The 22,532-nt window shown below is 68.8% G+C and carries 18 protein-coding genes and 1 tRNA gene; 5 read left to right on the top strand and 14 right to left on the bottom strand.

Annotated features, from left to right (window positions below; translation table 11 throughout):
- Positions 1 to 263: 263 nt before the first annotated feature.
- Complete coding sequence (locus tag M4V62_RS26870; RefSeq protein ID WP_249589776.1) at positions 264 to 1,307, top strand: chitinase; 1,044 nt, start codon at positions 264 to 266, stop codon at positions 1,305 to 1,307.
- A 91-nt stretch (positions 1,308 to 1,398) separates the two neighbouring features.
- On the opposite strand, the gene M4V62_RS26875 is transcribed toward M4V62_RS26870, so the two are convergent.
- The 7 genes from M4V62_RS26875 to M4V62_RS26905 all read right to left on the bottom strand — a co-directional run bounded on the left by M4V62_RS26875 (position 1,399) and on the right by M4V62_RS26905 (position 11,378).
- On the bottom strand, positions 1,399 to 3,048 hold the full coding sequence (locus M4V62_RS26875; protein ID WP_249589777.1) for a bifunctional aspartate transaminase/aspartate 4-decarboxylase: 1,650 nt from the start codon (positions 3,046 to 3,048) through the stop codon (positions 1,399 to 1,401).
- 56 nt (positions 3,049 to 3,104) lie between these two features.
- On the bottom strand, positions 3,105 to 4,808 hold the full coding sequence (gene aspT, locus M4V62_RS26880) for an aspartate-alanine antiporter (RefSeq protein ID WP_249589778.1): 1,704 nt from the start codon (positions 4,806 to 4,808) through the stop codon (positions 3,105 to 3,107).
- A gap of 24 nt (positions 4,809 to 4,832) precedes the next feature.
- A complete protein-coding gene (gene aspT / locus M4V62_RS26885) occupies positions 4,833 to 6,512 on the bottom strand; it encodes an aspartate-alanine antiporter (RefSeq protein ID WP_249589779.1) in 1,680 nt (559 codons plus the stop codon).
- A gap of 102 nt (positions 6,513 to 6,614) precedes the next feature.
- Complete coding sequence (locus M4V62_RS26890) at positions 6,615 to 8,036, bottom strand: GH1 family beta-glucosidase (RefSeq protein WP_249589780.1); 1,422 nt, start codon at positions 8,034 to 8,036, stop codon at positions 6,615 to 6,617.
- A gap of 122 nt (positions 8,037 to 8,158) precedes the next feature.
- Positions 8,159 to 9,043 carry a carbohydrate ABC transporter permease gene (locus M4V62_RS26895; protein ID WP_249593015.1) on the bottom strand — a complete coding sequence of 295 codons (885 nt, stop codon included), beginning with the start codon at positions 9,041 to 9,043 and terminating at the stop codon, positions 8,159 to 8,161.
- Positions 9,044 to 9,054: 11 nt separating this feature from the next.
- Positions 9,055 to 10,059: a carbohydrate ABC transporter permease gene (locus M4V62_RS26900; RefSeq protein ID WP_249589781.1), complete on the bottom strand. Its 1,005-nt coding sequence runs from the start codon at positions 10,057 to 10,059 to the stop codon at positions 9,055 to 9,057.
- Positions 10,060 to 10,064: 5 nt separating this feature from the next.
- Entirely contained in the window at positions 10,065 to 11,378 is a 1,314-nt protein-coding gene (locus tag M4V62_RS26905; RefSeq protein ID WP_249589782.1) for an ABC transporter substrate-binding protein, read from the bottom strand.
- A 337-nt stretch (positions 11,379 to 11,715) separates the two neighbouring features.
- On the opposite strand from M4V62_RS26905, the gene M4V62_RS26910 reads away from it, so the two are divergent.
- Complete coding sequence (locus M4V62_RS26910) at positions 11,716 to 12,771, top strand: LacI family DNA-binding transcriptional regulator (RefSeq protein ID WP_249589783.1); 1,056 nt, start codon at positions 11,716 to 11,718, stop codon at positions 12,769 to 12,771.
- Positions 12,772 to 13,039: 268 nt separating this feature from the next.
- On the opposite strand, the gene M4V62_RS26915 is transcribed toward M4V62_RS26910, so the two are convergent.
- The 4 genes from M4V62_RS26915 to M4V62_RS26930 all read right to left on the bottom strand — a co-directional run bounded on the left by M4V62_RS26915 (position 13,040) and on the right by M4V62_RS26930 (position 15,936).
- Positions 13,040 to 13,112: transfer RNA gene (locus tag M4V62_RS26915), tRNA-His, on the bottom strand.
- A gap of 111 nt (positions 13,113 to 13,223) precedes the next feature.
- Positions 13,224 to 13,826, bottom strand: coding sequence for an oligoribonuclease (gene orn, locus M4V62_RS26920; protein WP_249589784.1), 603 nt, complete (start codon positions 13,824 to 13,826; stop codon positions 13,224 to 13,226).
- A 10-nt stretch (positions 13,827 to 13,836) separates the two neighbouring features.
- Positions 13,837 to 15,072: a GlxA family transcriptional regulator gene (locus M4V62_RS26925; RefSeq protein ID WP_249589785.1), complete on the bottom strand. Its 1,236-nt coding sequence runs from the start codon at positions 15,070 to 15,072 to the stop codon at positions 13,837 to 13,839.
- Between the two features lie 450 nt (positions 15,073 to 15,522).
- Positions 15,523 to 15,936 (bottom strand): hypothetical protein, encoded by a 414-nt coding sequence (locus M4V62_RS26930; protein WP_249589786.1) that lies wholly within the window; start codon positions 15,934 to 15,936, stop codon positions 15,523 to 15,525.
- Between the two features lie 408 nt (positions 15,937 to 16,344).
- Here M4V62_RS26930 and M4V62_RS26935 point away from each other — a divergent pair, with 408 nt between their 5' ends.
- Entirely contained in the window at positions 16,345 to 16,869 is a 525-nt protein-coding gene (locus M4V62_RS26935; protein ID WP_135333169.1) for a universal stress protein, read from the top strand.
- A 153-nt stretch (positions 16,870 to 17,022) separates the two neighbouring features.
- Entirely contained in the window at positions 17,023 to 17,592 is a 570-nt protein-coding gene (locus tag M4V62_RS26940) for a GPR1/FUN34/YaaH family transporter (protein WP_249589787.1), read from the top strand.
- A 95-nt stretch (positions 17,593 to 17,687) separates the two neighbouring features.
- Here the strand turns inward: M4V62_RS26940 and glmS are convergent, their stop codons facing one another.
- The 3 genes from glmS to M4V62_RS26955 form a co-directional block, all read right to left on the bottom strand.
- Positions 17,688 to 19,505: a glutamine--fructose-6-phosphate transaminase (isomerizing) gene (glmS, locus tag M4V62_RS26945; RefSeq protein ID WP_249589788.1), complete on the bottom strand. Its 1,818-nt coding sequence runs from the start codon at positions 19,503 to 19,505 to the stop codon at positions 17,688 to 17,690.
- A 10-nt stretch (positions 19,506 to 19,515) separates the two neighbouring features.
- On the bottom strand, positions 19,516 to 19,773 hold the full coding sequence (locus M4V62_RS26950; protein WP_249589789.1) for a hypothetical protein: 258 nt from the start codon (positions 19,771 to 19,773) through the stop codon (positions 19,516 to 19,518).
- Between the two features lie 87 nt (positions 19,774 to 19,860).
- Positions 19,861 to 20,751 (bottom strand): DUF4429 domain-containing protein, encoded by an 891-nt coding sequence (locus tag M4V62_RS26955; RefSeq protein WP_249589790.1) that lies wholly within the window; start codon positions 20,749 to 20,751, stop codon positions 19,861 to 19,863.
- Positions 20,752 to 20,881: 130 nt separating this feature from the next.
- Here M4V62_RS26955 and M4V62_RS26960 point away from each other — a divergent pair, with 130 nt between their 5' ends.
- Positions 20,882 to 22,504, top strand: coding sequence for a beta-N-acetylhexosaminidase (locus tag M4V62_RS26960; RefSeq protein ID WP_283779113.1), 1,623 nt, complete (start codon positions 20,882 to 20,884; stop codon positions 22,502 to 22,504).
- Positions 22,505 to 22,532: the final 28 nt, after the last annotated feature.

Below are 22,532 nucleotides of genomic sequence, written 5' to 3' on the forward strand. Positions count from 1 at the left end.
TCTCCCTCCCACCCACCCGTTCACCCCGCATCCAACCATGCCCCGACCGGAGGCTCCCCGCGCCCGAGATGTCCACCGCGGGGCCGTGGGTGGGCGAGGTGGGAAAGATCCGCGCGGAGCGCGGGAAGTTAACCGTCCCCGATCGCTCCCTTAAGCCCGCCCTAAGATCCGGACCTGGGGTCCGATTGGCCCGATAAGCCGGATCGCACGGGGCTAGCGTTCTGCACGCACCCCACCCCCGCACAGCTAAAGGCAGGCACGCGATGAGCAGCACGCATCGGCGCACGGTGAGCACCAAGTCCAAGGTCATGGGCGGCATCGCGGCCGCCGCCCTCGTCGGTGGCGGCGCCTTCGCCTTCTCCGGGACGGCGCTCGCCAGCAAGGCGCCCGCCGAGCCCACCGCGAAGGCCGAGGGCAGCGCCAAGTTCGCCCCGTTCGTGGACACTTCGCTCGCCCCCGCGTACGACCTCGTCGACACCGCCGACAAGACCGGCGTCAAGGAGTTCACCCTCGCCTTCATCACCTCCGGCGGCAGCTGCGAGCCCCTGTGGGGCGGCGTCACCGGCCTCGACGACGACAAGGTCGCCTCGCAGATCGAGGCCCTGCGGGCCAAGGGCGGCGACGTACGCGTCTCCTTCGGCGGCGCGGCAGGATCCGAGCTGGGCCTCAAGTGCGACAGCGCCGACGAGCTGGCCAAGGCGTACGGCAAGGTCATCGACAAGTACAAGCTCACGAAGGTCGACTTCGACATCGAGGGCGCCGCGCTCCCCGAGACCGCCGCCAACACCCGCCGCGCGCAGGCCATCGCGCAGCTCCAGAAGGACCACGAGGGCCTGGACGTCTCGTTCACGCTGCCCGTCATGCCCGAGGGGCTGACCCAGCCGGGCGTCGACCTCGTCGCCGACGCCAAGAAGAACGGCGTGCAGGTCTCCGCCGTCAACATCATGGCGATGGACTACGGGCCCTCCTACAGCGGCGACATGGGTCAGTACGCCATCGACGCCGCGACCGCCACGCAGAAGCAGATCAAGGGCGCACTCGACCTCTCCGACGAGGCCGCCTGGAAGGCCGTCGCGGTCACCCCGATGATCGGCGTGAACGACGTCACCACCGAGGTCTTCAAGGTCGACGACGCCACGCAGCTGGTGAAGTTCGCCGAGGAGAAGGGTCTCGGCTGGCTGGCCATGTGGTCCTCGACCCGCGACAAGGCCTGTGAGGGCGGCGCCAACAACGGTGCGCAGCCCACCTGTTCGTCCATCGAGCAGGAGCCGCTCGCCTTCACGAAGGCGTTCGGCGCCTACAAGTAGCCCCACCCAGAACCACCGGAACCACCGGAACCACCGCCCCCCACGGCGCCTCGACCGGCATCCCCCCACCCGGTCGGGGCGCCACTCATGCTCAGGCCTTGCTCGCCTGCCACTCCGACGCGTAGTCGTTGAAGATCGCCCGCAGGTGATGCCCGATCTTCAGGTAGTCGAGGTCGTCCAGGTTGGCAAGGGACACCCGCACCGACCACTCGGGCCCCTCGAACCCGCCCCCGTTCAGAAGCACCACGTGCGTCTGCTCGGCGAGGCGGAACAGCGGGTCGACCGGCTCGTAGTTCTTCTCCAGGAAGTCGGCGAAGTCCTTGCCGTGGACGCGTTCCGCCTCGGCTAGCAGATCGAGCTCGATGTAGTAGCCCGCCCGCTTGGGGTCGTCCGAGATCTTCATCTCGGCGCCCTCCAGGAGGAGTTCGAGCCGCTGCTGCACGATCGCGCGGATCCGCCGCTTGTACGCCTGGCCCTCCTCCAGCATGTCGAAGAGGGAGAAGAGGACCATGACCATCTGCTGGGGGAGCGAGAGCCCCGAGGTGTGGTTCAGGGCGACCTGGCGGGAGTCCGCGACCAGGCGGTCGATGAACCTGATCTTCTCCGGCTCCAGCGTCAGCGTCCCGTACCGCTTGGCGAGCCGGTCCTTCTCGGCCTGCGGAAGCGCCGCGATCAGCTCGTCGATGACGTTGTCGTCGTGCAGCCCGATGACGCCGAGCCGCCAGCCGGTGGCGCCGTAGTGCTTGGAGTACGAGTAGACGAGCAGCGTGTTGCGCGGCAGGTCTGCGGCGATGGAGCGGAAGCCCTCGACGAACGTCCCGTACACGTCGTCCGTGACGATCAGGAGGTTCGGGTTCGACGTGGCGACGATGTCCTTGATCTGGTCCGCCACGCGCTGACTCAGCGCGAGGGAGGGCGGGTTGGAGGGGTTGACCAGGCAGACCATCTTGATGGCGGGGTCCGCGAGCTTGGCCACCTCCTCCTCCGGGTAGCGCCACTCCCGCACGCCCGCCTCGGCGAACTTGCTGGCCTGGACGTACGTCACGTCGAACTCGTACGTGTCGAGCTCGGGAATCTCGATGTACGGCGTGAACACCGGCACCATCAGGGCGATCTTGTCGCCCTTGTGCAGGATGCCGTTCTTCATGAGCGAGTCGAAGATGTAGCACATCGCGGCCGTGCCGCCCTCGGTGGCGAAGAGCGACAGATTGTCCGCCGGCGGCTTCTTGTCGAACATCTCGTCGGCGACGTAGCCGCGCACGATCTGTTCCGCGTGCTTCAACATCCGGTCCGGGACCGGGTAGTTGTCGCCCACCGAGCTGTCCGTCAGCTCGTGGACGAAGTCGTCCCTGTCGAAGCCGAAGCGCTCGACGGCGTACTCGACGCACTTCTGGAGCAGCTCGATGCCGGGCAGGTCCGGGTGCTGGCGCACGAACGTGTCGAAGCGGGCGCCCGATCCCTCCTTCTCCGGCATGCCGCCGAGGTCGTCGGCGGTCCAGACGCGGCGGGACTCGGAGAGGGCGAAGTAGCCGAGCGCGTAGAACGCCTCGCGGGGGCCCGTGGCGATCCAGTTCGGGTTGCCGCGTCCCGCGTTGAGCATCTGCGGGATGGACTTCTCCTTCTGGCCCGGCTTGTCTGCCTGTACCGCCTGGGCGATCTGGATGAACTTGTCCTTCAGCTCGAAGGGGCTGAGCTGGGCGAAGGACTGGATTTCCTCGCGGGTGAAGGTGGTCTTGGGCACGGCTCATTCCTCACATGCGTACGGACGTACGGGAACAGGGGCAGGGGCAGGGGGCATCAGTGGTGGAGCAGGACGATGACCGCGCCCCAGATGGTCAGGAGCACGTTTCCGACGGCGTAGGGGATCGTGTAACCGAGCGTCGGGATCTGGGACCTGGACGTCTCGTTGATCGCGCCGATCGCCGCGGTGGTGGTCTGGCCGCCCGCGAGCACTCCCATCAGGATCGGGAAGCGGATCTTCTGGACGTAGTGCCCGAAGAGGAAGCCGACGATCAGCGGGATCAGCGTGGCGATCGCGCCGAACAGGAGCAGGCCCCAGCCCGCCGTCGACAGGCCCGAGGTGAAGCTCGGCCCGGCGTTGATGCCGACGACCGCGACGAAGAGGCAGAGCCCGAGGGTGTCCATGAACCACTGGGCGCCCGGCGGCACGTTCCCGTACGTCGGGTACTTGCCGCGGATCCACCCGAAGACCAGGCCCATGATGAGCGCGCCGCCGGACGTGGAGAGCGAGATCGGCACGCCGCCCGCGGTCAGCGCGGGGATGCCGATGCAGCCGCCGAGGAAGATGCCGAGGCCCACCCAGAGCATGTCGGTGGCGAAGGACGTCGGCACGGGCTTGCCGAGCTCCTTGCCCGCCGGGTCCACCAGGCGCTTGGGTCCGGTGAGGATCAGGGTGTCGCCGCGCTCCAGCTTCGTGGAGAGGCGGTAGGGGAACTCCGCGCCCGAGCGGTACAGCTTGGACACGTACACACCGACCATGAACGGCTCACGGCGCAAGTCGCCGATGGTCTTGCCCAGTTGCGCCTTCTCGGAGGCGACGACGTGCAGTGACTCGGTCTGGTAGCCGAGGAGTTCGACGTCGTCGGTCTCGGAGCCGATGTGCGTGCGGGGGTCGAACTCGACGAGCGAGCCGCGCAGCGCGCTCAGCGCGACGACGTCCCCTTCGCGCAGCGCCGTCTGCTGGTCGTGGTCGAGGATGTTCCCTTCCCTGCGTACGCGCGTGATGTAGACCCGGCGGCCCAGCTCGCGCTGCTGGTTCTCGAAGTCCTCGATGGTGCGCCCCGCGAGGTCGGGGCGCTGGAGGGTGTAGGCCCGCAGGACGACCTCGTAGTAGCCCTCTGCCAGGTCGGGGTTGTCGCCGGGAGCGTCCAACTCCGCCGCCAGAGCGGCCGATTCGGCGGCCAGGTCGCGCCGGTAGAGCTTGGGCAGGACGTTGGCGAGCAGCATCGCGCAGAGGATCGTGCCGAGGGGATACGTCACCGCGTACCCGATGGCGACCAGGTTCGACTCGCTCTTGACCTGCGCGGAGCTGAGCCCCGGCAGATTGGAGATCGCGTCGCCCGCGACACCGATGACGGCGGACTGCGTGAGCGCCCCGCCGAGCAGTCCCGCCGAGAGCCCCGGGCCGTAGCCGAGCATCGCGGCGAAGCCCCAGCAGACGAGCAGGCCCGTCACACAGACCACGACCGCGTTGAGGACCTGCGGAAGGCCGTCCTTCTTCAGGCCCCGGAAGAACTGCGGGCCGACCTTGTAGCCGAGGGCGAAGAGGAACATCGTGAAGAAGAGGTTCTTCACCGTCCCGTCGATCTCGACCTTGAACTGCGCCCCGAGCAGCAGCCCCGCGATGAGACAGCCGGTGACCGCGCCGAGTCCGATGGCCTTGTAGCGCAGCTTCCCGAAGAGGAATCCGATGGCCACGGTGATGAAGACGAGCAGCTCGGGATGGGGCTGGAAGATGTTCCGGTTGAGGAAGTCGATCATTTTCTACCCTCCGGGTGCGCCGTCTCAGGCGCCGAGTACGCCGACGAGGATCGGCCCGGTCAGGGGGAGCAGGAAGTTCGAGAGCGCGTAGGTGATCGTGTAGCCGAGCAGCGGGACCGAGCTCTGGGCCACCTGGGTGACGGAGGTGATGGCCGGGGTCGAGCACTGCTGTCCCGCGATGGCTCCGATCAGGAGCGGTTTCTCGATCTTCAGGAGCTTGCGGCCGACGACGAGCGAGATCGTCGCGGGCACGAGGACCATCGCGATCCCGGCGAACGGGAGCAGCGCCCCGTACTCCTTGAGCAGCGGCCAGGCCTGAGGCCCCGAGACGAGCCCCGTACAGGCGATGAAGATCGCCAGGCCCATGTCCTTCAGGGTGTTGGCGGCCTGCGGCGGGAACGCCCCGAAGGTCTGCTTGCGGGAGCGGAACCAGCCGAAGAGCAGCCCGGAGATCAGACAGCCGCCGCCCGTGCCGAGCGACATCGGCACGTCGCCGAAGTGCACGACGACCTGGCCGAGCAGGGATCCCGCCGCGATGCCGAGGCCCAGATAGATGAAGTCGGTGGCGTCGTTCTTGACGACCGCGCCGATCCTGGCGACCAGCTTGTTCAGGCCGGAGCGCGCGCCCACCAGGGTGAGCACGTCACCGCGGCGCACGGTGGTGGAGCCGGCCGCGGGCAGATGCTGATCACCGCGCAGTACGTCGGTGACGTACACGCCGTCCTTGATGAACTCGGGATGGGCGCGCTGGAGGTCGTCCACGCTCAGGCCGTCCGACGCCTTCTCGGTGACGGCGACCTGGGCGGTGGCGAGGGGGGTGTCGACGCCGGGGATGCCGGGGGTCTCGGGGCCGATGAGGTGCCCCGACTCGATGACGTTGGCGCGGCGGCCGACCACGAGGACCAGGTCGGAGAGGGTGAGCGCGAGGCCGGGCGCGGGCGTGAGCTGCTTGCTGCCGCGCTTGACGGCCTCGACGGTGACCCGGCCGTCGAGCTCCGCCTCCAGATCGCCGACGGTCCTGCCGTCGCCCGTGGTCACCAGATAGGTGCGGCCGACCATGCCGGGCAGCGCCTGGCGCTCGTCGGACTCCAGGCCGCCGCCCGCGCCGCGCATCTTCTCCCACAGCTCGCGCGAGGCGTCCCGCAGGTTGATGCGCAGCATCATCGGCATGATCTGGCTGGTGTAGAGCACGATGGTGATCAGGCCGAAGAGGTAGCAGACCGTGTACGCGGTGGCGACGTGCCCCTGGTACTGGGTGATCTGGTCCGGGGTGAGCCCGTCGAGCTTGCCGATGGCCTCGGTCGCCGTACCGACGACGGCCGACTCGGTGGCCGCGCCCGCCAGGATGCCGGACGCGGTGCCGACGTCCAGGTCGAAGGCCTTGGCGAGGCCGAACGCGATGCCGAGGACACAGACGAGCTCGATCCCGCAGAGCGCGAAGAAGCGCAGGCTCTCGCGGTTGAGGTTGGAGAAGAACTGGGGGCCCGCGAGATAGCCGAGGGCGAAGATGAAGAGCGCGAAGAAGATCGTCTTGACGTCGTCGGAGACGACGACCTTGGCCCAGGCGCCGAGCAGCAGCGAGACGATCAGCGTGCCGCAGATGCCGCCCAGGGTGATGGGACCGACGCGCACCTTGCCCACCAGGTAGCCCAGGGCGAGGCAGATGAACAGCGCGAACTCGGGGTGATCACGGAGTACGCCCATCGACGCTCACCGTGCCTGATCTATGACGATATGTGGCATACGGGAAACCTAAGGAGCCGAGTGGCGGCGTGCCACTCGGCTCCTGGTCCGTTTCCCGCGGGGTCAGCCCACGGCGCCCTCCAGCGGCAGCTCACCGGCGGCCGCGACCGCCGCGTACCAGTGGGCGCTGGACTTCGGGACGCGGGCCTGCGTCTCGTAGTCGACGTACACCGCGCCGAAGCGCTTTCCGTAGCCGTACGACCATTCGAAGTTGTCCATCAGGGACCAGAGGTAGTAGCCGCGGACGTCGGCCCCGTCCGTGATGGCCCGGCGCACGGCGGCCAGGTGGCCGTGGAGGTAGGCGATGCGCTCCGGGTCGTGGACGCGGCCTTCCGCGTCCGGCTTGTCGTCGTAGGCCGCGCCGTTCTCGGTGACGTACAGCGGAAGGCCCGGCGCCTCCCGTGAGTAGCGCATGATCAGCTCGTGCAGCCCCGTCGGGTCGATGGTCCAGCCCATCTCGGTGCGGTCGCCCGGCGTCTGGTGGAAGGCCACGTCGTCGGAGCCCGGCCACGGCGAGTGCTCGCTCGCGCCGTGCCCGTCGGCGCGCGGGCTGCCCGGCTCGTCGTGCGCGGCCGAGACCAGCGCGGGCGTGTAGTAGTTCAGGCCGAGCGCGTCCAGCGGCTGGTGGGCGGCGGCCAGGTCGCCGTCCTGCACGAAGGACCAGTCGGTGACCCGGGCCGTGTCGGTGAGCAGGTCCGCGGGGTAGGCGCCGTGCAGCATCGGGCCGTGGAAGACACCGTTGGCGAGGTTGTCGATGCGGCGGCGGGCGTCCAGGTCCGCGGGGCTCTCCGAAACCGCCCTGACCACCGAGGAGTTGAGGCTCACCGCGACCCGGGCGCGGGCGGGCAGGGCCGCGCGCAGCGCCTGCGTGCCCAGGCCGTGCGCGAGGTTGAGGTGGTGCGCGGCCTGGAGCGCGGCCGCCGGGTCGGTGCGGCCGGGGGCGTGCACACCGGAGCCGTAGCCCAGAAAGGCGCTGCACCACGGCTCGTTGAGCGTGATCCACGACTCGACGCGGTCACCGAGCGCCTCGGCGACGAAGCCCGCGTACTCGGCGAACCGGTAGGCGGTCTCCCGCGCCGGCCAGCCGCCCGCGTCCTCCAACTCCTGTGGCAGATCCCAGTGGTAGAGCGTCAGGGCGGGCTTGATGCCCTTGCCGAGCAGCTCGTCGACGAGCCGCCGGTAGAAGTCGAGGCCGCGCTGGACGGCGGGGCCGCGCCCGGTGGGCTGCACCCGCGACCAGGAGACGGAGAACCGGTAGGCGTTCAGACCGAGGTCCGCCATGAGCGCCACGTCGTCGCGGTAGCGGTGGTAGTGCTCGACGGCCACGTCACCGGTGTCGCCGTCGGCCGTCCTGCCGGGCGTGTGGCTGAAGGTGTCCCAGATGGAGGGGGTGCGGCCGTCTTCGCGTACGGCGCCCTCGATCTGGTACGCGGACGTGGCCGCGCCCCAGAGGAAGTCGGCCGGAAAGGTGAGGGATTCAGGCATGGAAGCGCTCCCATGGGAGGGGGGAAGAAGGACAAGGAAGAGCGGGCTGGTGGCCAGGGCCGAGGTGGCGGCGACTCGACCCTGGCGGGAGAGAGATACGAGCTGCGGCAGGCGGAGAGGGCTCAGCCCTTGACCGCGCCCTGCATGATGCCGCTCACGATCTGCTTGCCGAAGATGACGAACGCCAGGAGCAGCGGCAGCGTGCCGAGCAGGGCGCCCGCCATGATCACCGCCCGGTCCGGGATGTAGCCCGTGCCGAGCGAGTTGAGCGCCACCTGCACGGTGGGGTTCGACTGGTTCAGCGCGATGATCGGCCAGAGGAAGTCGTTCCAGGCCATGACGAACGTAAGCAGACCGAGGACCGCCATCGCGGGCCGTGCCGCCGGGAACACCACGTGCCAGATGATCCGCAGGCTGCTGGCCCCGTCCATCCGGGCCGCCTCGATGAGCTCGCTCGGCAGCGCCTGAAGGAGGTACTGCCGCATGAAGAACACCCCGAAGGCGCTCACGAACGTCGGCAGGATCACCGCCTGGAGCTGGTTGGTCCACTGCAGGTCCGCGATCCACAGATAGAGCGGTACGACGCTGAGCTGCGGCGGCACCATCATCGTGCCGATGGTCAGCAGGAGCAGCAGCCCGCTGAACTTGAACTTCAGCTTGGCGAAGGCGAATCCGGCGATCGTGGAGAACAGGACGGTGCCGATCGTGATGCTGCCCGCCACGATCGTGGTGTTGAGCATCGCGTCGCCCAGGCTCGCCTCGGTCCACGCCCGTTCGAGGTTCTTGAACAGATTGCCGCCGAACCACAGCGGCGGCGGGGTCTGGGCGAGCCGCCCGCTCGTGCGCGAGGCCGCGATCGCCGTCCAGATCAGCGGCGCGAGCGAGACGGCCGTGAACAGCGCGAGGACGAGGTAGGTCACGGGCCCCGCGTGCATCGTGCGGCCGGCCTTCAGACCCAGGGGACGCCCGGCCTTGGGGGCCACGGGACGCCGGTCCTCGGGGGCCATGGTGCCGGACTTCATTGGGCCTTCCTCAGACGTCGGGCGATCAGCAGATTGACCGCGGCGATGAGCAGCAGGATCACGAGCATCAGCCAGGCGACGGCCGAGGCGCGCCCCAGATGGCCGTTGATCCAGCCCTGGTCGTACAGATAGAGACCCAGCGTCTGGAACTGGTGGTCCGCGCCGCCCTTGGACCCGGCCGTGCCGCCGAACAGCAGGGGCTCACCGAAGAGTTGGGTCGCCCCGATGGTCGAGACGACCACCGTGAACAGGATCGTCGGACGCAGCATCGGGATCGTCACGTGCCGGAACTGCTGCCAGCGCGATGCGCCGTCGAGCGAGGCCGACTCGTACAGGTCGTGCGGCACGGCCTGCATCGCCGCCAGATAGATCAGCGCGTTGTAGCCGGTCCACCGCCAGATGACGATCGACGACACCGCGAACTGTGAACCCCAGGACGATTCACGCCAGTTGACGGGGTCGATGCCGACGGAACCGATCACCCAGTTGACCATGCCGCCGTCCCAGGCGAACAGCAGCGTGAAGACCAGCGATGCGCTCGCCACCGACGTGGCGTACGGAGCGAGCATCGCCACGCGCCACAGGGTGGAGCCGCGCAGCTTGTAGTTGAGCAGATGCGCGATGCCGAGTGCGACGGCGAGCTGGGGGACGGTGGAGATGATGCCGATGGTGAAGGTGTTGCCGAGCGCGTTCCAGAAGTAGTCGCTCTGCAGCAGGTTGGTGTAGTTCTCCAGGCCGAGCCAGGTGCTGTCGTCGAGGTTGGTCAGCTCCAGGCGATGCAGCGATGCCCAGCCGGTGTAGAGCAGCGGGAACAGGCCGAAGGCGCCGAAGAAGAGGAAGAACGGGGCGACGAAGACGTACGGCGACGCCTTTATGTCCCAGCGGTACAGGCGACTGCGCCACGAGGACGTGGGGGAGCCTTTACGGCTCCCGGACGCGGCCGGGGCCGCGTCCCCCTCACCGGGGGACGCGGTCTCGGCGTACTCAGCGGTCTCGGACATGCGCGTCACTGTCCCAGAACATCCTTGATCTCCTTCTGAGCGGCTTCCCAGCCCTCTGCGGGAGACTTGCCCTGTTGCTCCACCTGGAGGACACCGATGTCCGTGATGGACTGGCCGATCTGGGCGTCCTTGAGGCCGTAGACGGCCGCCGGGGTGTTCTTCGCGATGTCGGCGAAGATCTGCGTGATGGGCGCGTCATTGAAGTACGCCTTGGTGGCGGGCGACGGCTTCAGCGTGTCGTACGCCGACGGGGTGGACGGGAAGCTGGCCTGCTTGGCGAAGACCTTCGCGAGCTGCTCGGGCTGGGTCAGCCAGACGGCGAGCTCGGTCGCCTCCTTCTTGTGCTTGCCCGCGCTCGGCACGCCGAGGAACGTTCCTCCCCAGTTGCCGTCCGTGGGCGCCTTGGCCATGTCCCACTGGCCCTTGCCCTCCGGGCCGGTCTTCTCCTGGATGTAGCCGGCCATCCACGCGGGGCAGGCCACGGTGGCGAACTTGGCGTTGGCGAAGCCCTGGTCCCACGTCGGGTCGAACTGCTTGAGCTTGGACGACATGTCGCCCTTCGCGACCTTCATCGCCGCGTCCCAGGCGTCCTTGCGGCCCTTGCTGTCCTCGTAGATCTCCTTGCCGCCCTTGTCGTAGTACCGCTCTTTCGCACCGGCGAAGACGGCGTTGTAGACACTGGAGGCGGAGTCGACGAACTTGGTCTCGCCGGGGGCCTTCTTCATGTACTTCTCGCCGAGCGCGACGTACTTGTCCCAGTCGCCCGCCCACTCCTTGGCGAGCTCCTCGCGGTCGGTGGGCAGACCGGCCTTCTTGAAGAGGTCCTTGCGGTAACAGAGCGCCGTCGGGCCGATGTCGACGCCGAGGCCGACCGTCTTGCCGTCCTCGGTCGTGGCCTGCTTCCACTTCCAGTCGAGGTACGTGGCCTTGTCCACGCCCTCCGCCTTGCTCAGGTCCTCGAACTTGGCGCCCTGGGTCTGCACGACCTCGGTGATGTTGCTGACCTCTATGGCCGCCACGTCGTTCACGCCGGCGCCGGACTGGAGCTGGGTCAGAAGCTTCGGGTAGTAGGCGTCGTTCCGCTCGATGACGTTCTCTTTGATCTTGATGTTCGGGTGCGACTTCTCGTACTCGGCGTAGAGACCTGCCTGCTTCAGGCCAAGCACACCGAACGTGCCCACATTGAGCGTGACCTTGCCGTCACCGCCCTCCGAGCCGCTGTCGTCGTCGCTGGAACACCCGGCCAGCAGGCTCGTGGCCAGCGCGGACACGGCCGCGAAAGCCACCAGACGGTGTGGTCGGCGGGAACTCGTGCTCATTGCGTCCTCCTGTTGCCTGACGTGCCGACCCCCCGGCCAACTGCGCTTCTTGCCCCGTTGTTTGACTCTTCGGCTCGGGCGGGGAACGTGCGGGTTGTGTACGTGTCAGGTAGTGTGGGAGCGCTCCCACAAGTGATGAGTTGAAGAGTCGTGGCTGGGGGCGGGGGTGTCAAGGGACCGGACATAGAGATATGTCTTCAGTTATCGGGCTGTTACTCGGGCCGACACTCGGGTCGCGGTGAGGGTGCTCGCGCGTTCGGCCCAGCCGCCCGGTGATGATCAGGCTGTTACATTCCTCTACATTCCTCGCCGGGGGAAGTGCGACGGGAGGCGGACAATGGCAGCTCACGGTGCGCGCAGCCGCAGTGGCGGGCGACCGACCCTGGAGGAGGTCGCCGCGAGGGCAGGGGTGGGCCGCGGGACGGTCTCCCGGGTGATCAACGGCTCGCCGCGGGTGAGCGAGGCGACCAGGACGGCCGTCGAGGCCGCCGTCGCGGAGCTCGGTTACGTCCCGAACACGGCGGCCCGTGCCCTGGCCGCCAACCGCACGGACGCCATCGCCCTGGTCGTGCCCGAGCCCGAGACCCGCTTCTTCGCCGAGCCGTACTTCTCCGACGTCCTGCGCGGTGTCGGAGCGGAGCTCGGCGAGACGGAGATGCAGCTCCTGCTGATCTTCGCCGGGAACGACCGCAGGCGTCAGCGCCTGGCGCAGTATCTGGCGGCCCACCGCGTCGACGGCGTCCTGCTTGTCTCCGTCCACGCCGACGACCCGCTGCCGGACCTCCTCGCCCAGCTGGAGATCCCCGCGGTGATCAGCGGCCGCCGCTCGGCCGACGAGGCGCTGCCCTCGGTGGACTCCGACAACTTCGCGGGCGCGCACTCGGCGGTGGAGCACCTCCTGGCCCGCGGCCGCACGTCCATAGCCACCATCACCGGCCGCCTGGACGTCTACGGCGCCCAGCGCCGCCTGGACGGCTACCGCGCCGCACTGTCGGACGCGGGCCACTCCGTGGACGAGCGCCTGATCGCGCCCGGCGACTTCACGGAGGAGGGCGGCCGCCGGGCGATGGCGGAGCTTCTGGAGGCCTGCCCCGGCATCGACGCGGTGTTCGCGGGCTCGGACGTGATGGCCGCGGGCGCGCGCCAGGTCCTTCGGGAGGCCGGGCGCCGGATACCCGACGACGTGGCCCTCGTCGGCTTCGACGACTCGGCCATCGCCCGGCACATGGACCCGCCGCTGACGAGCGTGCGCCAGCCGATCGAGGAGATGGGCCGGGCGATGATCGACCTGCTGCTCGCCGAGATCGCGGACGACCGCCCGGCATCCGCCCGGCGCCTCGAACACCGCCAACTGGTGCTGCCGACGGAACTGGTGGAGCGGCAGTCGTCCTGAGGCTTCTGCGGGCCGCCGACGCGGGAGGCAACCGACGGCCCTTGCGCCCCGGCGTCCCGTACCGACACGGGCCGCACGAAGCGCCACACGCACTGTGCACCTGCCCCGCGCGAGGGGGAAGGGTGTGCGCGGGCAGACCATGGGGGCGGCTTTCGCGCCCCGTGTGAGAGCGCGCCCTGTGTGAGAGGCGCGAGAGCCGAACCGTCGCAGAGTCGCAGACACGAAGAAGGCCCGGTCCGTTTTCACGGACCGGGCCTTCTTCATTCAGGGTGAGTGACGGGACTTGAACCCGCGGCCACCTGGACCACAACCAGGTGCTCTACCAACTGAGCTACACCCACCATGTCCGGTCGTTTTTCTTTCTTCCGACCGGCCGAGAAAAAGTGTACAGGGTCCGAAGGGGTGCTCGCGCACGCGTTTTCCGGACCCCGTACAGAAGGGTTCCGCGGAGGCTACTCCGCAGGCAGCACGTACTTCGCCGCGATGGTTTTCGCGGTGTCCGAGTCCGGTCCGGGCTGCGGCACGAAGACCGCCTCGCGGTAGTAGCGCAGCTCGGCGATGGACTCGCGGATGTCGGCAAGCGCCCGGTGGTTGCCGTTCTTGTCCGGGCTGTTGAAGTACGCCCGGGGGTACCACCGCCGGGCGAGTTCCTTGATGGAGGAGACGTCGACGATGCGGTAGTGGAGAAACTCCTCCAGTGTCCGCATGTCGCGCAGCAGGAAGCCGCGGTCGGTGCCGACCGAGTTCCCGCAGAGCGGAGCCTTGCGCGGCTCCTTGACGTGCTCACGTACGTACGCCAGGACCTGCTCCTCGGCGTCGGCCAGCGTCGTGCCAGAGGCCAGTTCGTCGAGGAGCCCCGAGGTGGTGTGCATTTTGCGCACCACCTCGGGCATGGTCTCCAGCGCCGCGTCCGGCGGGCGGATCACGATGTCCACACCTTCGCCGAGCACGTTCAGTTCCGAGTCGGTGACCAGTGCGGCCACCTCGATAAGTGCGTCATCCGTCAGCGAGAGCCCGGTCATCTCGCAGTCGATCCACACCATGCGATCGTTCATGCGTCTTACCCTACGGCGCGCTCCTCTGGCCGGGCAGTGGCGGACGGCCTGGCGCGTACACATCCGAGCTCGGCTTTCCCGGATCCGCGGACAGCGACGCCGACGGGCCGAAGGCGCTCGCGGCAGCCGTACGCCGTGTCTGGGACGGAACAGGGCCGCTCTCCGCGTTCACCGTCGGCGTGCTGGGAACGGGCGGCGCGGATTCCAGCATGGCCCGCTCACCCCCCTGCGGCCTGCGGGCGCGGTAAGCGGCCCGGTAGGCAGCGGGCGAGGAGCCCAGCTGGCGGCGGAAGTGGCCGCGCAGGGCCACGGGCGAGCGGAAGCCGCAACGGCCCGCGACCTCGTCGACGGAGTAGTCGGAGGTCTCGAGCAGCCGCTGCGCCTGCAGTACGCGCTGAGTGATCAGCCACTGCAGGGGAGCGCTCCCGGTGAGTGAGCGGAACCTGCGGTCGAAGGTCCGCCTGCTCATGTACGCGCGCGCGGCCAGGGTCTCCACGTCGAACTGCTCGTGGAGATGTTCCAGGGCCCAGGCGACGACCTCGGCGAGCGGGTCGGCGCCGATCTCCTCTGGTAAAGACCTGTCGAGATAGCGCTCCTGGCCGCCGGCCCTGCGCGGAGGCACGACGAGCCTGCGGGCGAGAGCGCCCGCCGCCTCGTTGCCGTGGTCGGTGCGCACGATGTGCAGGCACAGATCGATTCCGGCCGCGGTCCCCGCGCTCGTGAGCACGTCCCCGTCGTCCACGAACAGCTCACGTGGGTCCACATGGACGGACGGATACCGCTTGGCCAGCGTCGGTGCGTACATCCAGTGCGTGGTCGCGGGCCTGCCGTCCAGCAGGCCGGCCGCCGCGAGCACGAATGCCCCGGTGCACAGGCCCACGATGCGGGCACCTTCTTCGTGCGCGCGGCGCAGCGCGTCGAGTGCCTCCGGCGGTGGCGGCGATGTGATCGACCGCCAGGCCGGCACCACGACGGTGCCCGCACGCCCTATGGCCTCCAGGCCATGTGGCGCGGTGAGTTCGAGCCCCCCGGTCGTACGCAGCGGACCCTCTTCACCGGCGCACACCAGCAACCGGTAGCGGGGGACCCCGGCGTCCTGCCGATCGATCCCGAACACGGAGAGCGGTATGGAACTCTCGAAGATGGGGCCACCGCTGAACAGCAGCACCGCGACAATCTCCCTGCGGCGGCGTCCGGAAAGCTTCCGCGACACGGCTTCTTGCACGGCAGTGGAGTCGTGGCTCATGGTGCTAAGCCCCCCTCGGTCGTCGCGGCTCCCTGTGCTTGGCCAGCTCTGTCTTCTCTGTGTTTTCTGCGGTCCCTGCGTTCCCGGCGCTCTTGGCGTTCCTGTCGGACCTGTCGCTCCTGCACGTTTCCCCTCGGTCCTCCACCAGTCCCCCGCCGTAATACAGTCATGATCGAATCTACTGCGTCCCGTGCTGCCGGGGTGACCAGTTAAGGACCCGGCACTATGTCGACATGGCAACTTGGCGTGAAGCAGTCGATCACGAAGCGTTGCACTCACGGGCGTTGCTGGGAAGTGCGCCTCGGCTCCGTGGCCGGTCCCCGTAGGGTTCAGGCGGCCTTCGCATGCCTTTCAGCCCTGGTGGGACCGGGGTTGAGTACCCCTTCGGCCAAGGAATGCATGGCCATAGGAAGTTGGCTGAAAAGCTACGGGGGAGTGCGCGCGAATCGGTCAGTCCTCCGGTGCTGACCCACCAGCATGCCGACCGCCCCGGTGCGCCCCCGCGCCCGTCCTTCCGTGCCGCCCGCGGGGCTCGCGGCTCCGCTCCTCGACCAGCCGCGCCGCGCCCCGCTCGGACTGCCGAAGCAGCAGCCGGCAGACCCCGGTCACGGCCACGAGCCCGAGGGCCGATCCCGCGGCTCCGGCCAGCGATGTCCCGTACCCCACGAGGACGACGGGAACCAGGACGCAGCTGAACGCGGCCCAGCGGACGACATCGCTCGCCGAGTCCTGGGCGGGGGCGGGCGGCGTCTCCTCGGCGCGCGGTGCGGGGACACCGCCGCGCGGGCGCTCATGCGCCCCCTCCGGTAGGCGTCGGCGGCTCTGCGTCGTGACTCGTGAGGACGTCGTGACTTGTGAGGACACGGACGGCGGTCCAGGCACGGCGGGCTCCCTGTGGCGGTGGCGTACCGGAGTTCAACGCGTGGTCGCTCGGCCGGTCACTGGCGTGAACCTTGTGGCCGATCGCGGCCCACGCGGGTGGGTGCCCAAACCGCCTGTACGGGGCAGCAACCATTGCCATACGGGCGCTGCTCATGCATGCTCCGGTGAACGCCGTGAGGCTCCCGCAGGGCCGGAAACAAGCTCTGGGCAGGAGAGGAGTGTCGCCGTACCCTTGGGGGTATGGGGTTGGGAAGATGATTCCCGGACACAGCTCCGGTGGTCGCCGCTCCTCCTCGTCCCTGCCCGATCTTGTCCGTTCTGCTCCATACTGCGCCGTACGACCCGAACAGAGCCGACCCTCCCACAGAGGACTCCTTCGCCGAGACACCCATGGCCGGTCACGAATTCTCCGAACCAGCGGACCGCAAGCGGCAGGTCGCCGATCCCACAGCGACCCCCCAGGCGGCGGAAGAACCACGTCATTCCTGCGATCCGGCCTTCCGGCACGGGGTCGTCGTCGGTTTCGACGGCTCGACCTCCAGTGAGCGCGCTCTCTCGTACGCGATCGGGATGGCCCACCGCTCGGGCTCCGGCCTGATCATCGTGCATGTCGCCAACAGACTCCCCACCACGGTGTGGGCGGGCTGCGAGCCGCCGGTCTTCGTCGACGTGCCGGACCACCGCACGGAAGTGCTCGGCCTGGAGCTCGCCTGTGCGGACTATCTGGCCGAAGTGCCCTGGATCCTCGTCGAGCGCGGCGGCGACATCTGCCACGAACTCGAAGAGGTCGGCCGGGAGTACTCGGCGGACGCGATCGTCGTCGGGTCGACGCACGGGATCGTGGGGCGCATCTTCGGCTCGGTCGCGGGCCGGCTCGCGCGCCGTGCGCAACGACCCGTCGTCGTCATTCCGTAACGCCCCTTCGTCCCAGGTGGGATGAGGGTGTTCCGGAGTCAACTTCCTTCCCGTGTAGATAAATCTACTCGTGCGTAGAGGTGGTTTGTGCCCTTGTGAAGGGTACGTACTGGTGGCGCAACAACTGCACACCGCACATGAAGGGAGCCCGCCGTGGACAAAGAAGTCTCTGCGGGAAGCACCACCTCGACCCTCGGCCATCTCGCCCTGGGGCTCACGCTGTTGGCCTTCGGGATCGGTCACACCGAAGTGATCGACGGAGTGACGGCGGCGGATGCCGTCACCCTCGCGACGTATCTGGGAGGCGTCGCACTGTTCGTCGCCGGTCTCTTCGCGTTCCGCGACAGCGACGCGTTCACCGGCACGGCGTTCACCGCGCTCGGCGCGCTCTGGTTCACCTGGGGCGTCTCGGCCGATGCGCAGGTCTCGGCCAACGCGGCGGGTCTCTTCCTGCTCCTGTGCGCGCTCGTCACGCTCAGCCTCGCCCTGGGGGCGTCCGGCGCCAGTGCGCTCGCGCGGGGGACGTACGGACTGCTCTTCGTGTCCCTCGTCCTGATCGCCGTCGCGCTGTTCGGTGACAGCGCGGGTCTCGCGAAGGCGGGCGGCTGGTTCGCCGCGGTCGCGGGCCTGCTCGCCTGGTACGGAGCCACGGCAGCCCTGGCCCACTGGCCCACGGCCCTCCCCGGGCGCCCTGCCGGCCGGGGAGTGACGGCCACCGGCTGAGGCAGGCGCGGGTCGGGGGAATGGGCGCCCCCGGCCCCTCTGGGAACGGGCCCCTTGCGTTTGGTGGCACGCATGGGGCCCGTTCCGTTCCGCCTCTACTCCACGGTCACCGACTTGGCCAGGTTGCGCGGCTTGTCGATGTCGCGGCCCAGGGCCAACGCCGTGTGGTAGGCGAGGAGTTGGAGCGGGATGCCCATCAGGATCGGGTCCAGCTCGTTCTCGTTCTTCGGGACCAGGATGGTCTGGTCGGCCTTCTCCTGCTCCTGGTGCGCGACCGCGAGGATCTTGCCGCTGCGGGCCTTGATCTCCTCCAGGGCGGCGCGGTTCTTCTCCAGGAGGTCATCGTTCGGGACGATCGCGACCGTGGGGAGCGCGGGCTCGATGAGGGCGAGCGGGCCGTGCTTCAGCTCGGAGGCCGGGTAGGCCTCGGCGTGGATGTACGAGACCTCCTTGAGCTTCAGGGAGGCCTCACGGGCCACGGGGTAGCCGCGCACGCGCCCGATGAAGAGCATCGAGCGGGCCTCCGCGTACTCCTTGGCGATCTTCTTGATCTCGTCCTCCTGCTTGAGGATCTCCGAGATCTGGCCGGGCAGCTTGCGCAGGCCCTCGATGATCCGCTTGCCGTCGGAGACCGACAGGTCACGGATGCGGCCCAGGTGCAGGGCGAGCAGGCCGAAGGCGACCGTGGTGTTGGTGAAGCACTTGGTCGAGACGACGCAGACCTCGGGGCCCGCGTGGACGTACACGCCCGCGTCGGCCTCACGGGCGATGGCGGAGCCGACGACGTTCACGACGCCCAGGACGCGGGCGCCCTTGCGCTTCAGCTCCTGGACGGCGGCCAGGACGTCGTAGGTCTCGCCGGACTGGGAGACGGCGATGTAGAGGGTGTCGGGGTCCACGACCGCGTTGCGGTAGCGGAACTCGGACGCCGGCTCCGCGTCCGCGGGGATGCGGGCCAGCTCCTCGATCATCTGGGCGCCGATCATGCCCGCGTGGTACGAGGTGCCGCAGCCGAGGATCTTGACGCGGCGCACCTTGCGGGCGTCGTGCGCGTCGAGGTTCAGGCCGCCGAGGTGCACGGTGGAGAAGCGGTCGTCGATGCGGCCGCGCAGGACGCGGTCCACCGCGTCGGGCTGCTCGAAGATCTCCTTGTGCATGTACGTGTCGTGGCCGCCCATGTCGTACGACTCGGCCTCCCACTCCACGGTGGTCGGCGAGGCGGTCGTGCGCGAGCCCTCGGTCGTGTACGTGCGGTAGTCGTCGGCCTTGATGGTGGCCATCTCGCCGTCGTCGAGGGTGACGACCTGGCGGGTGTGCGAGACGAGCGCGGCGACGTCCGAGGCGACGAACATCTCCTTCTCGCCGATGCCGAGGACGACGGGCGAGCCGTTGCGGGCGACGACGATGCGGTCGTTGAAGTCGGCGTGCAGGACGGCGATGCCGTACGTGCCCTCGACGTGGCGCAGGGCCTCGCGGACCTTGTCCTCCAGCTTGTCCGCCTGGGCGCGGGCGATGAGGTGGGTGAGGACCTCGGTGTCCGTCTCGGAGAGGAACTCGACGCCGTCGGCGGTGAGCTTGGCGCGCAGCTCGGACGCGTTGTCGATGATGCCGTTGTGGACGACGGCGACCTTGTCGTCGCCCGACATGTGCGGGTGCGCGTTCTCGTCGGACGGGGCGCCGTGGGTGGCCCAGCGGGTGTGGGCGATGCCGGTGGTGCCCTTGAAGCGGGCGGGCACCTTGGCCTCCAGGTCGCGGACGCGGCCCTTCGCCTTGACCATCTTCAGGCCGTTGGCCTTGGGGCTGGTGATGACGACGCCCGCGGAGTCGTAGCCGCGGTACTCCAGGCGCTGGAGGCCTTCGAGGAGCAGCGGGGCGACGTCACGCTTGCCGATATAACCGACGATTCCACACATAGAGGGTGTCCTAGCCGTAGATGATGCGGCGCAGCTGCCGGAGGGTGAGTTCGGGCGGCGCGACCGCGCGGTAATGGAGATCCGCCGAGATCTGTTCGAAGATCGCCGCGTTCAGCAGGCCCTGACCTTGCAGTTCGCGGTGGCGGCGACGGACGAATTCTTCGGTCGTCTCGTCGAAGTAGGCGAGCACGTCCTGGATGACCCGCAGAGCTTCGCCCCGCTGGAGCGGGGTGCTGCGGGTCAGGTGGTCCACCAGGTCGTCGTGCATTCGTTGATCCTGGAGGAATAGCCCTCTGGGTGCAACAATCCTGCCCGGAATCGGGCAGGAGCGTGGCGAAAACCGGCCCCGATGAGCCTAGAGCCGCTTCAGTACGGCCTGCTTGGCGGCGGCGAACTCCTCATCGGTGAGTATCCCGGACTGGTGAAGCTCCCCGAGCTCCCGCAGCCGCCGCAGCAAGGCGTCATGATCGTCCTCCGCCGGGGCGGGCGCGACAGCCGCAGGCAGGGGGCCCGGAGCCCGCGCGGACTCCGCGAGGCCCGGCACCCCCGCCGGATGAGGCAACCGCACCTGCACAGCGGCAGCGACCAGCGCCATCAGCGGATCCTTCTTGAAGCCCCACAGCTCGACCGAGTTCGGGTCGTACTTCGGAGGGGCCTTGGTGGGGGAGTGCCGCACGGTGAAGCGGAGGTAGCCGTTCTCCAGGCCCACGGCGGGCTGCCACTCCACTCCGGCCACATCCGCGAGCGCCAGCGACCGCGTACCGGCCGCCGACTTCGCCTCCTCCGTCTTCCAGTTCCACTCCAGGCGGATGTGCTCGCCGTCGAAGCTCGCCGTGCCGTCCCCCGCCGACACCGAGAGCGGCACCGAGGGACCCGGCAGCAGATAGCTGTCGCAGGAAGCGGCCGGCACCTGCTCGATGAGCAGCGCGTTGCGGACCTCGTCCACGACGTACTCCGCCACCCCGTAGCGGTCCGACTCCACCGTCAGTTGGTAGGGATCCGCCGCGTCCCCGAGCTTGCCCCCGGCGGCCTGGAGCAACGGATCCGCGCCGTCCCGCAGCCGCAGCCTCAGCCGCCCCGACTTCTTGCCCTGTTCGAAGGCGATCCCGGCCAACGCGCCGAGCGGCACGGCCAGTTCACCCAGCGACTTGCGCAGCAGAGACACGTTCTTGTCGCGTCCCGGCACAAGGCGCAGCGTCTCTCCGTCGAAGGTCCAGGTTCCGTCGCGCTGGATGATTTCCGCCATGGGGACGATTCTTCCATCGGCGGGCGGCCGAAGTGGTCTACACCCTTGACCCGCCACGGGGTGCGAGGGTCCCATGGTGAGCGTTCGATTGAGATGCACCACAGTGATGGCCCGTCGAAGGGACCCGCTCGTGAGACAGCACCACAGATCGACCCGCCTGTTCGGCTCGTTGCTGCTCGTGGCCGCGGCCGGATTCTCGTCCGTGGCCGCTGTGCCGGGCGGCGCCGGCCAAGCCGAGGAGGCAGCCACGGCCACCACCCCGACCCCGCTCGGCCGGGTGATCCCGGCCCCCGCGTCCGCCGTCCCGGGCGGATCCCCGTACGAGATCAACTCCAAGACCCGCATCCGGGTCGACGACTCGCGCGACGCGCACCGGATCGGCAGCTATCTGGCGGGCGTCCTGCGCCCCTCCACCGGCTACGCCCTGAAGGTCACCGACGACGAGGGCCGCGACGGCATCCGGCTGCGTCTCGACGCCAAGGACAAGTCCCTGGGGAGCGAGGGCTACCGCCTGGAGTCCAAGCGCGGTTCCGTCACCATCACGGCCCGCAAGGCCGCAGGGCTCTTCTACGGCGTCCAGACGCTGCGGCAGCAACTGCCCGCGGCCGCCGAGAAGACGAGCAAGCAGAAGGGCCCCTGGCTGGTCGCGGGCGGCACCATCAAGGACTCTCCCCGCTACGAACACCGCGGCGCCATGCTCGACGTGTCGCGGCACTTCTTCTCGGTCGACAAGGTCAAGCGCTACATCGACCAGATGTCGCTCTACAAGGTCAACAAGCTGCACCTGCACCTGAGCGACGACCAGGGCTGGCGCATCGCCATCGACTCCTGGCCCAAGCTCGCCACGTACGGCGGATCCACGCAGGTCGGCGGCGGCAAGGGCGGCTATTACACGAAGGCCCAGTACAAGGACATCGTCCAGTACGCGGCATCGCGGCAGCTCGAAGTCATTCCCGAGATCGACATGCCGGGCCACACGAACGCCGCGCTCGCCTCGTACGCCGACCTGAACTGCGACGGCGTCGCGCCCCCGCTCTACACCGGCACCGAGGTCGGCTTCAGCTCGCTGTGCGTGAAGAAGGACATCACGTACGACTTCGTGGACGACGTCATCCGCGAGATCGCCGCCATGACGCCCGGCAAGTACATCCACATCGGCGGCGACGAGGCGCACTCCACCAGCCACGAGGACTATGTGGCGTTCATGAACAAGGTGCAGCCGGTCGTCGCCAAGTACGGCAAGACCGTGATCGGCTGGCACCAGCTGACCGGCGCCACGCCCGCCAAGGGCGCTCTCGCGCAGTACTGGGGCTACGACGCCACCGGCGCCGCCGAGCGCGAGCAGGTCGTGAACGCGGCGAAGAAGGGCACCAAGCTGGTCCTCTCACCCGCGGACCGCTCCTACCTCGACATGAAGTACGACAAGGACACCCCGCTCGGCCTGTCCTGGGCGGGCTACGTCTCGGTGCAGCGCAGCTACGACTGGGACCCGGGGACGTACCTGGCGGGCGCGCCCGCGGACTCGGTCCAGGGTGTCGAGGCGGAGCTGTGGTCGGAGACGCTCTCGACCTCCGCGCACATCGAGTACATGGCGTTCCCGCGCCTGCCTGGCATCGCCGAGCTCGGCTGGTCGCCCGCGTCGACGCACGACTGGGACACGTACAAGACGCGGCTCGCCGAACAGGGGCCGCGCTGGGACGCGTTGGGCATCGGCTACTACAAGTCGCCCGAGGTGCCGTGGCCCGGTAAGTAGGCACAGCGTTCAGGAGCGGCACGTACGA

It is taken from the genome of Streptomyces durmitorensis (assembly GCF_023498005.1).
GTDB classification, from domain to species: Bacteria; Actinomycetota; Actinomycetes; order Streptomycetales; family Streptomycetaceae; genus Streptomyces; species Streptomyces durmitorensis.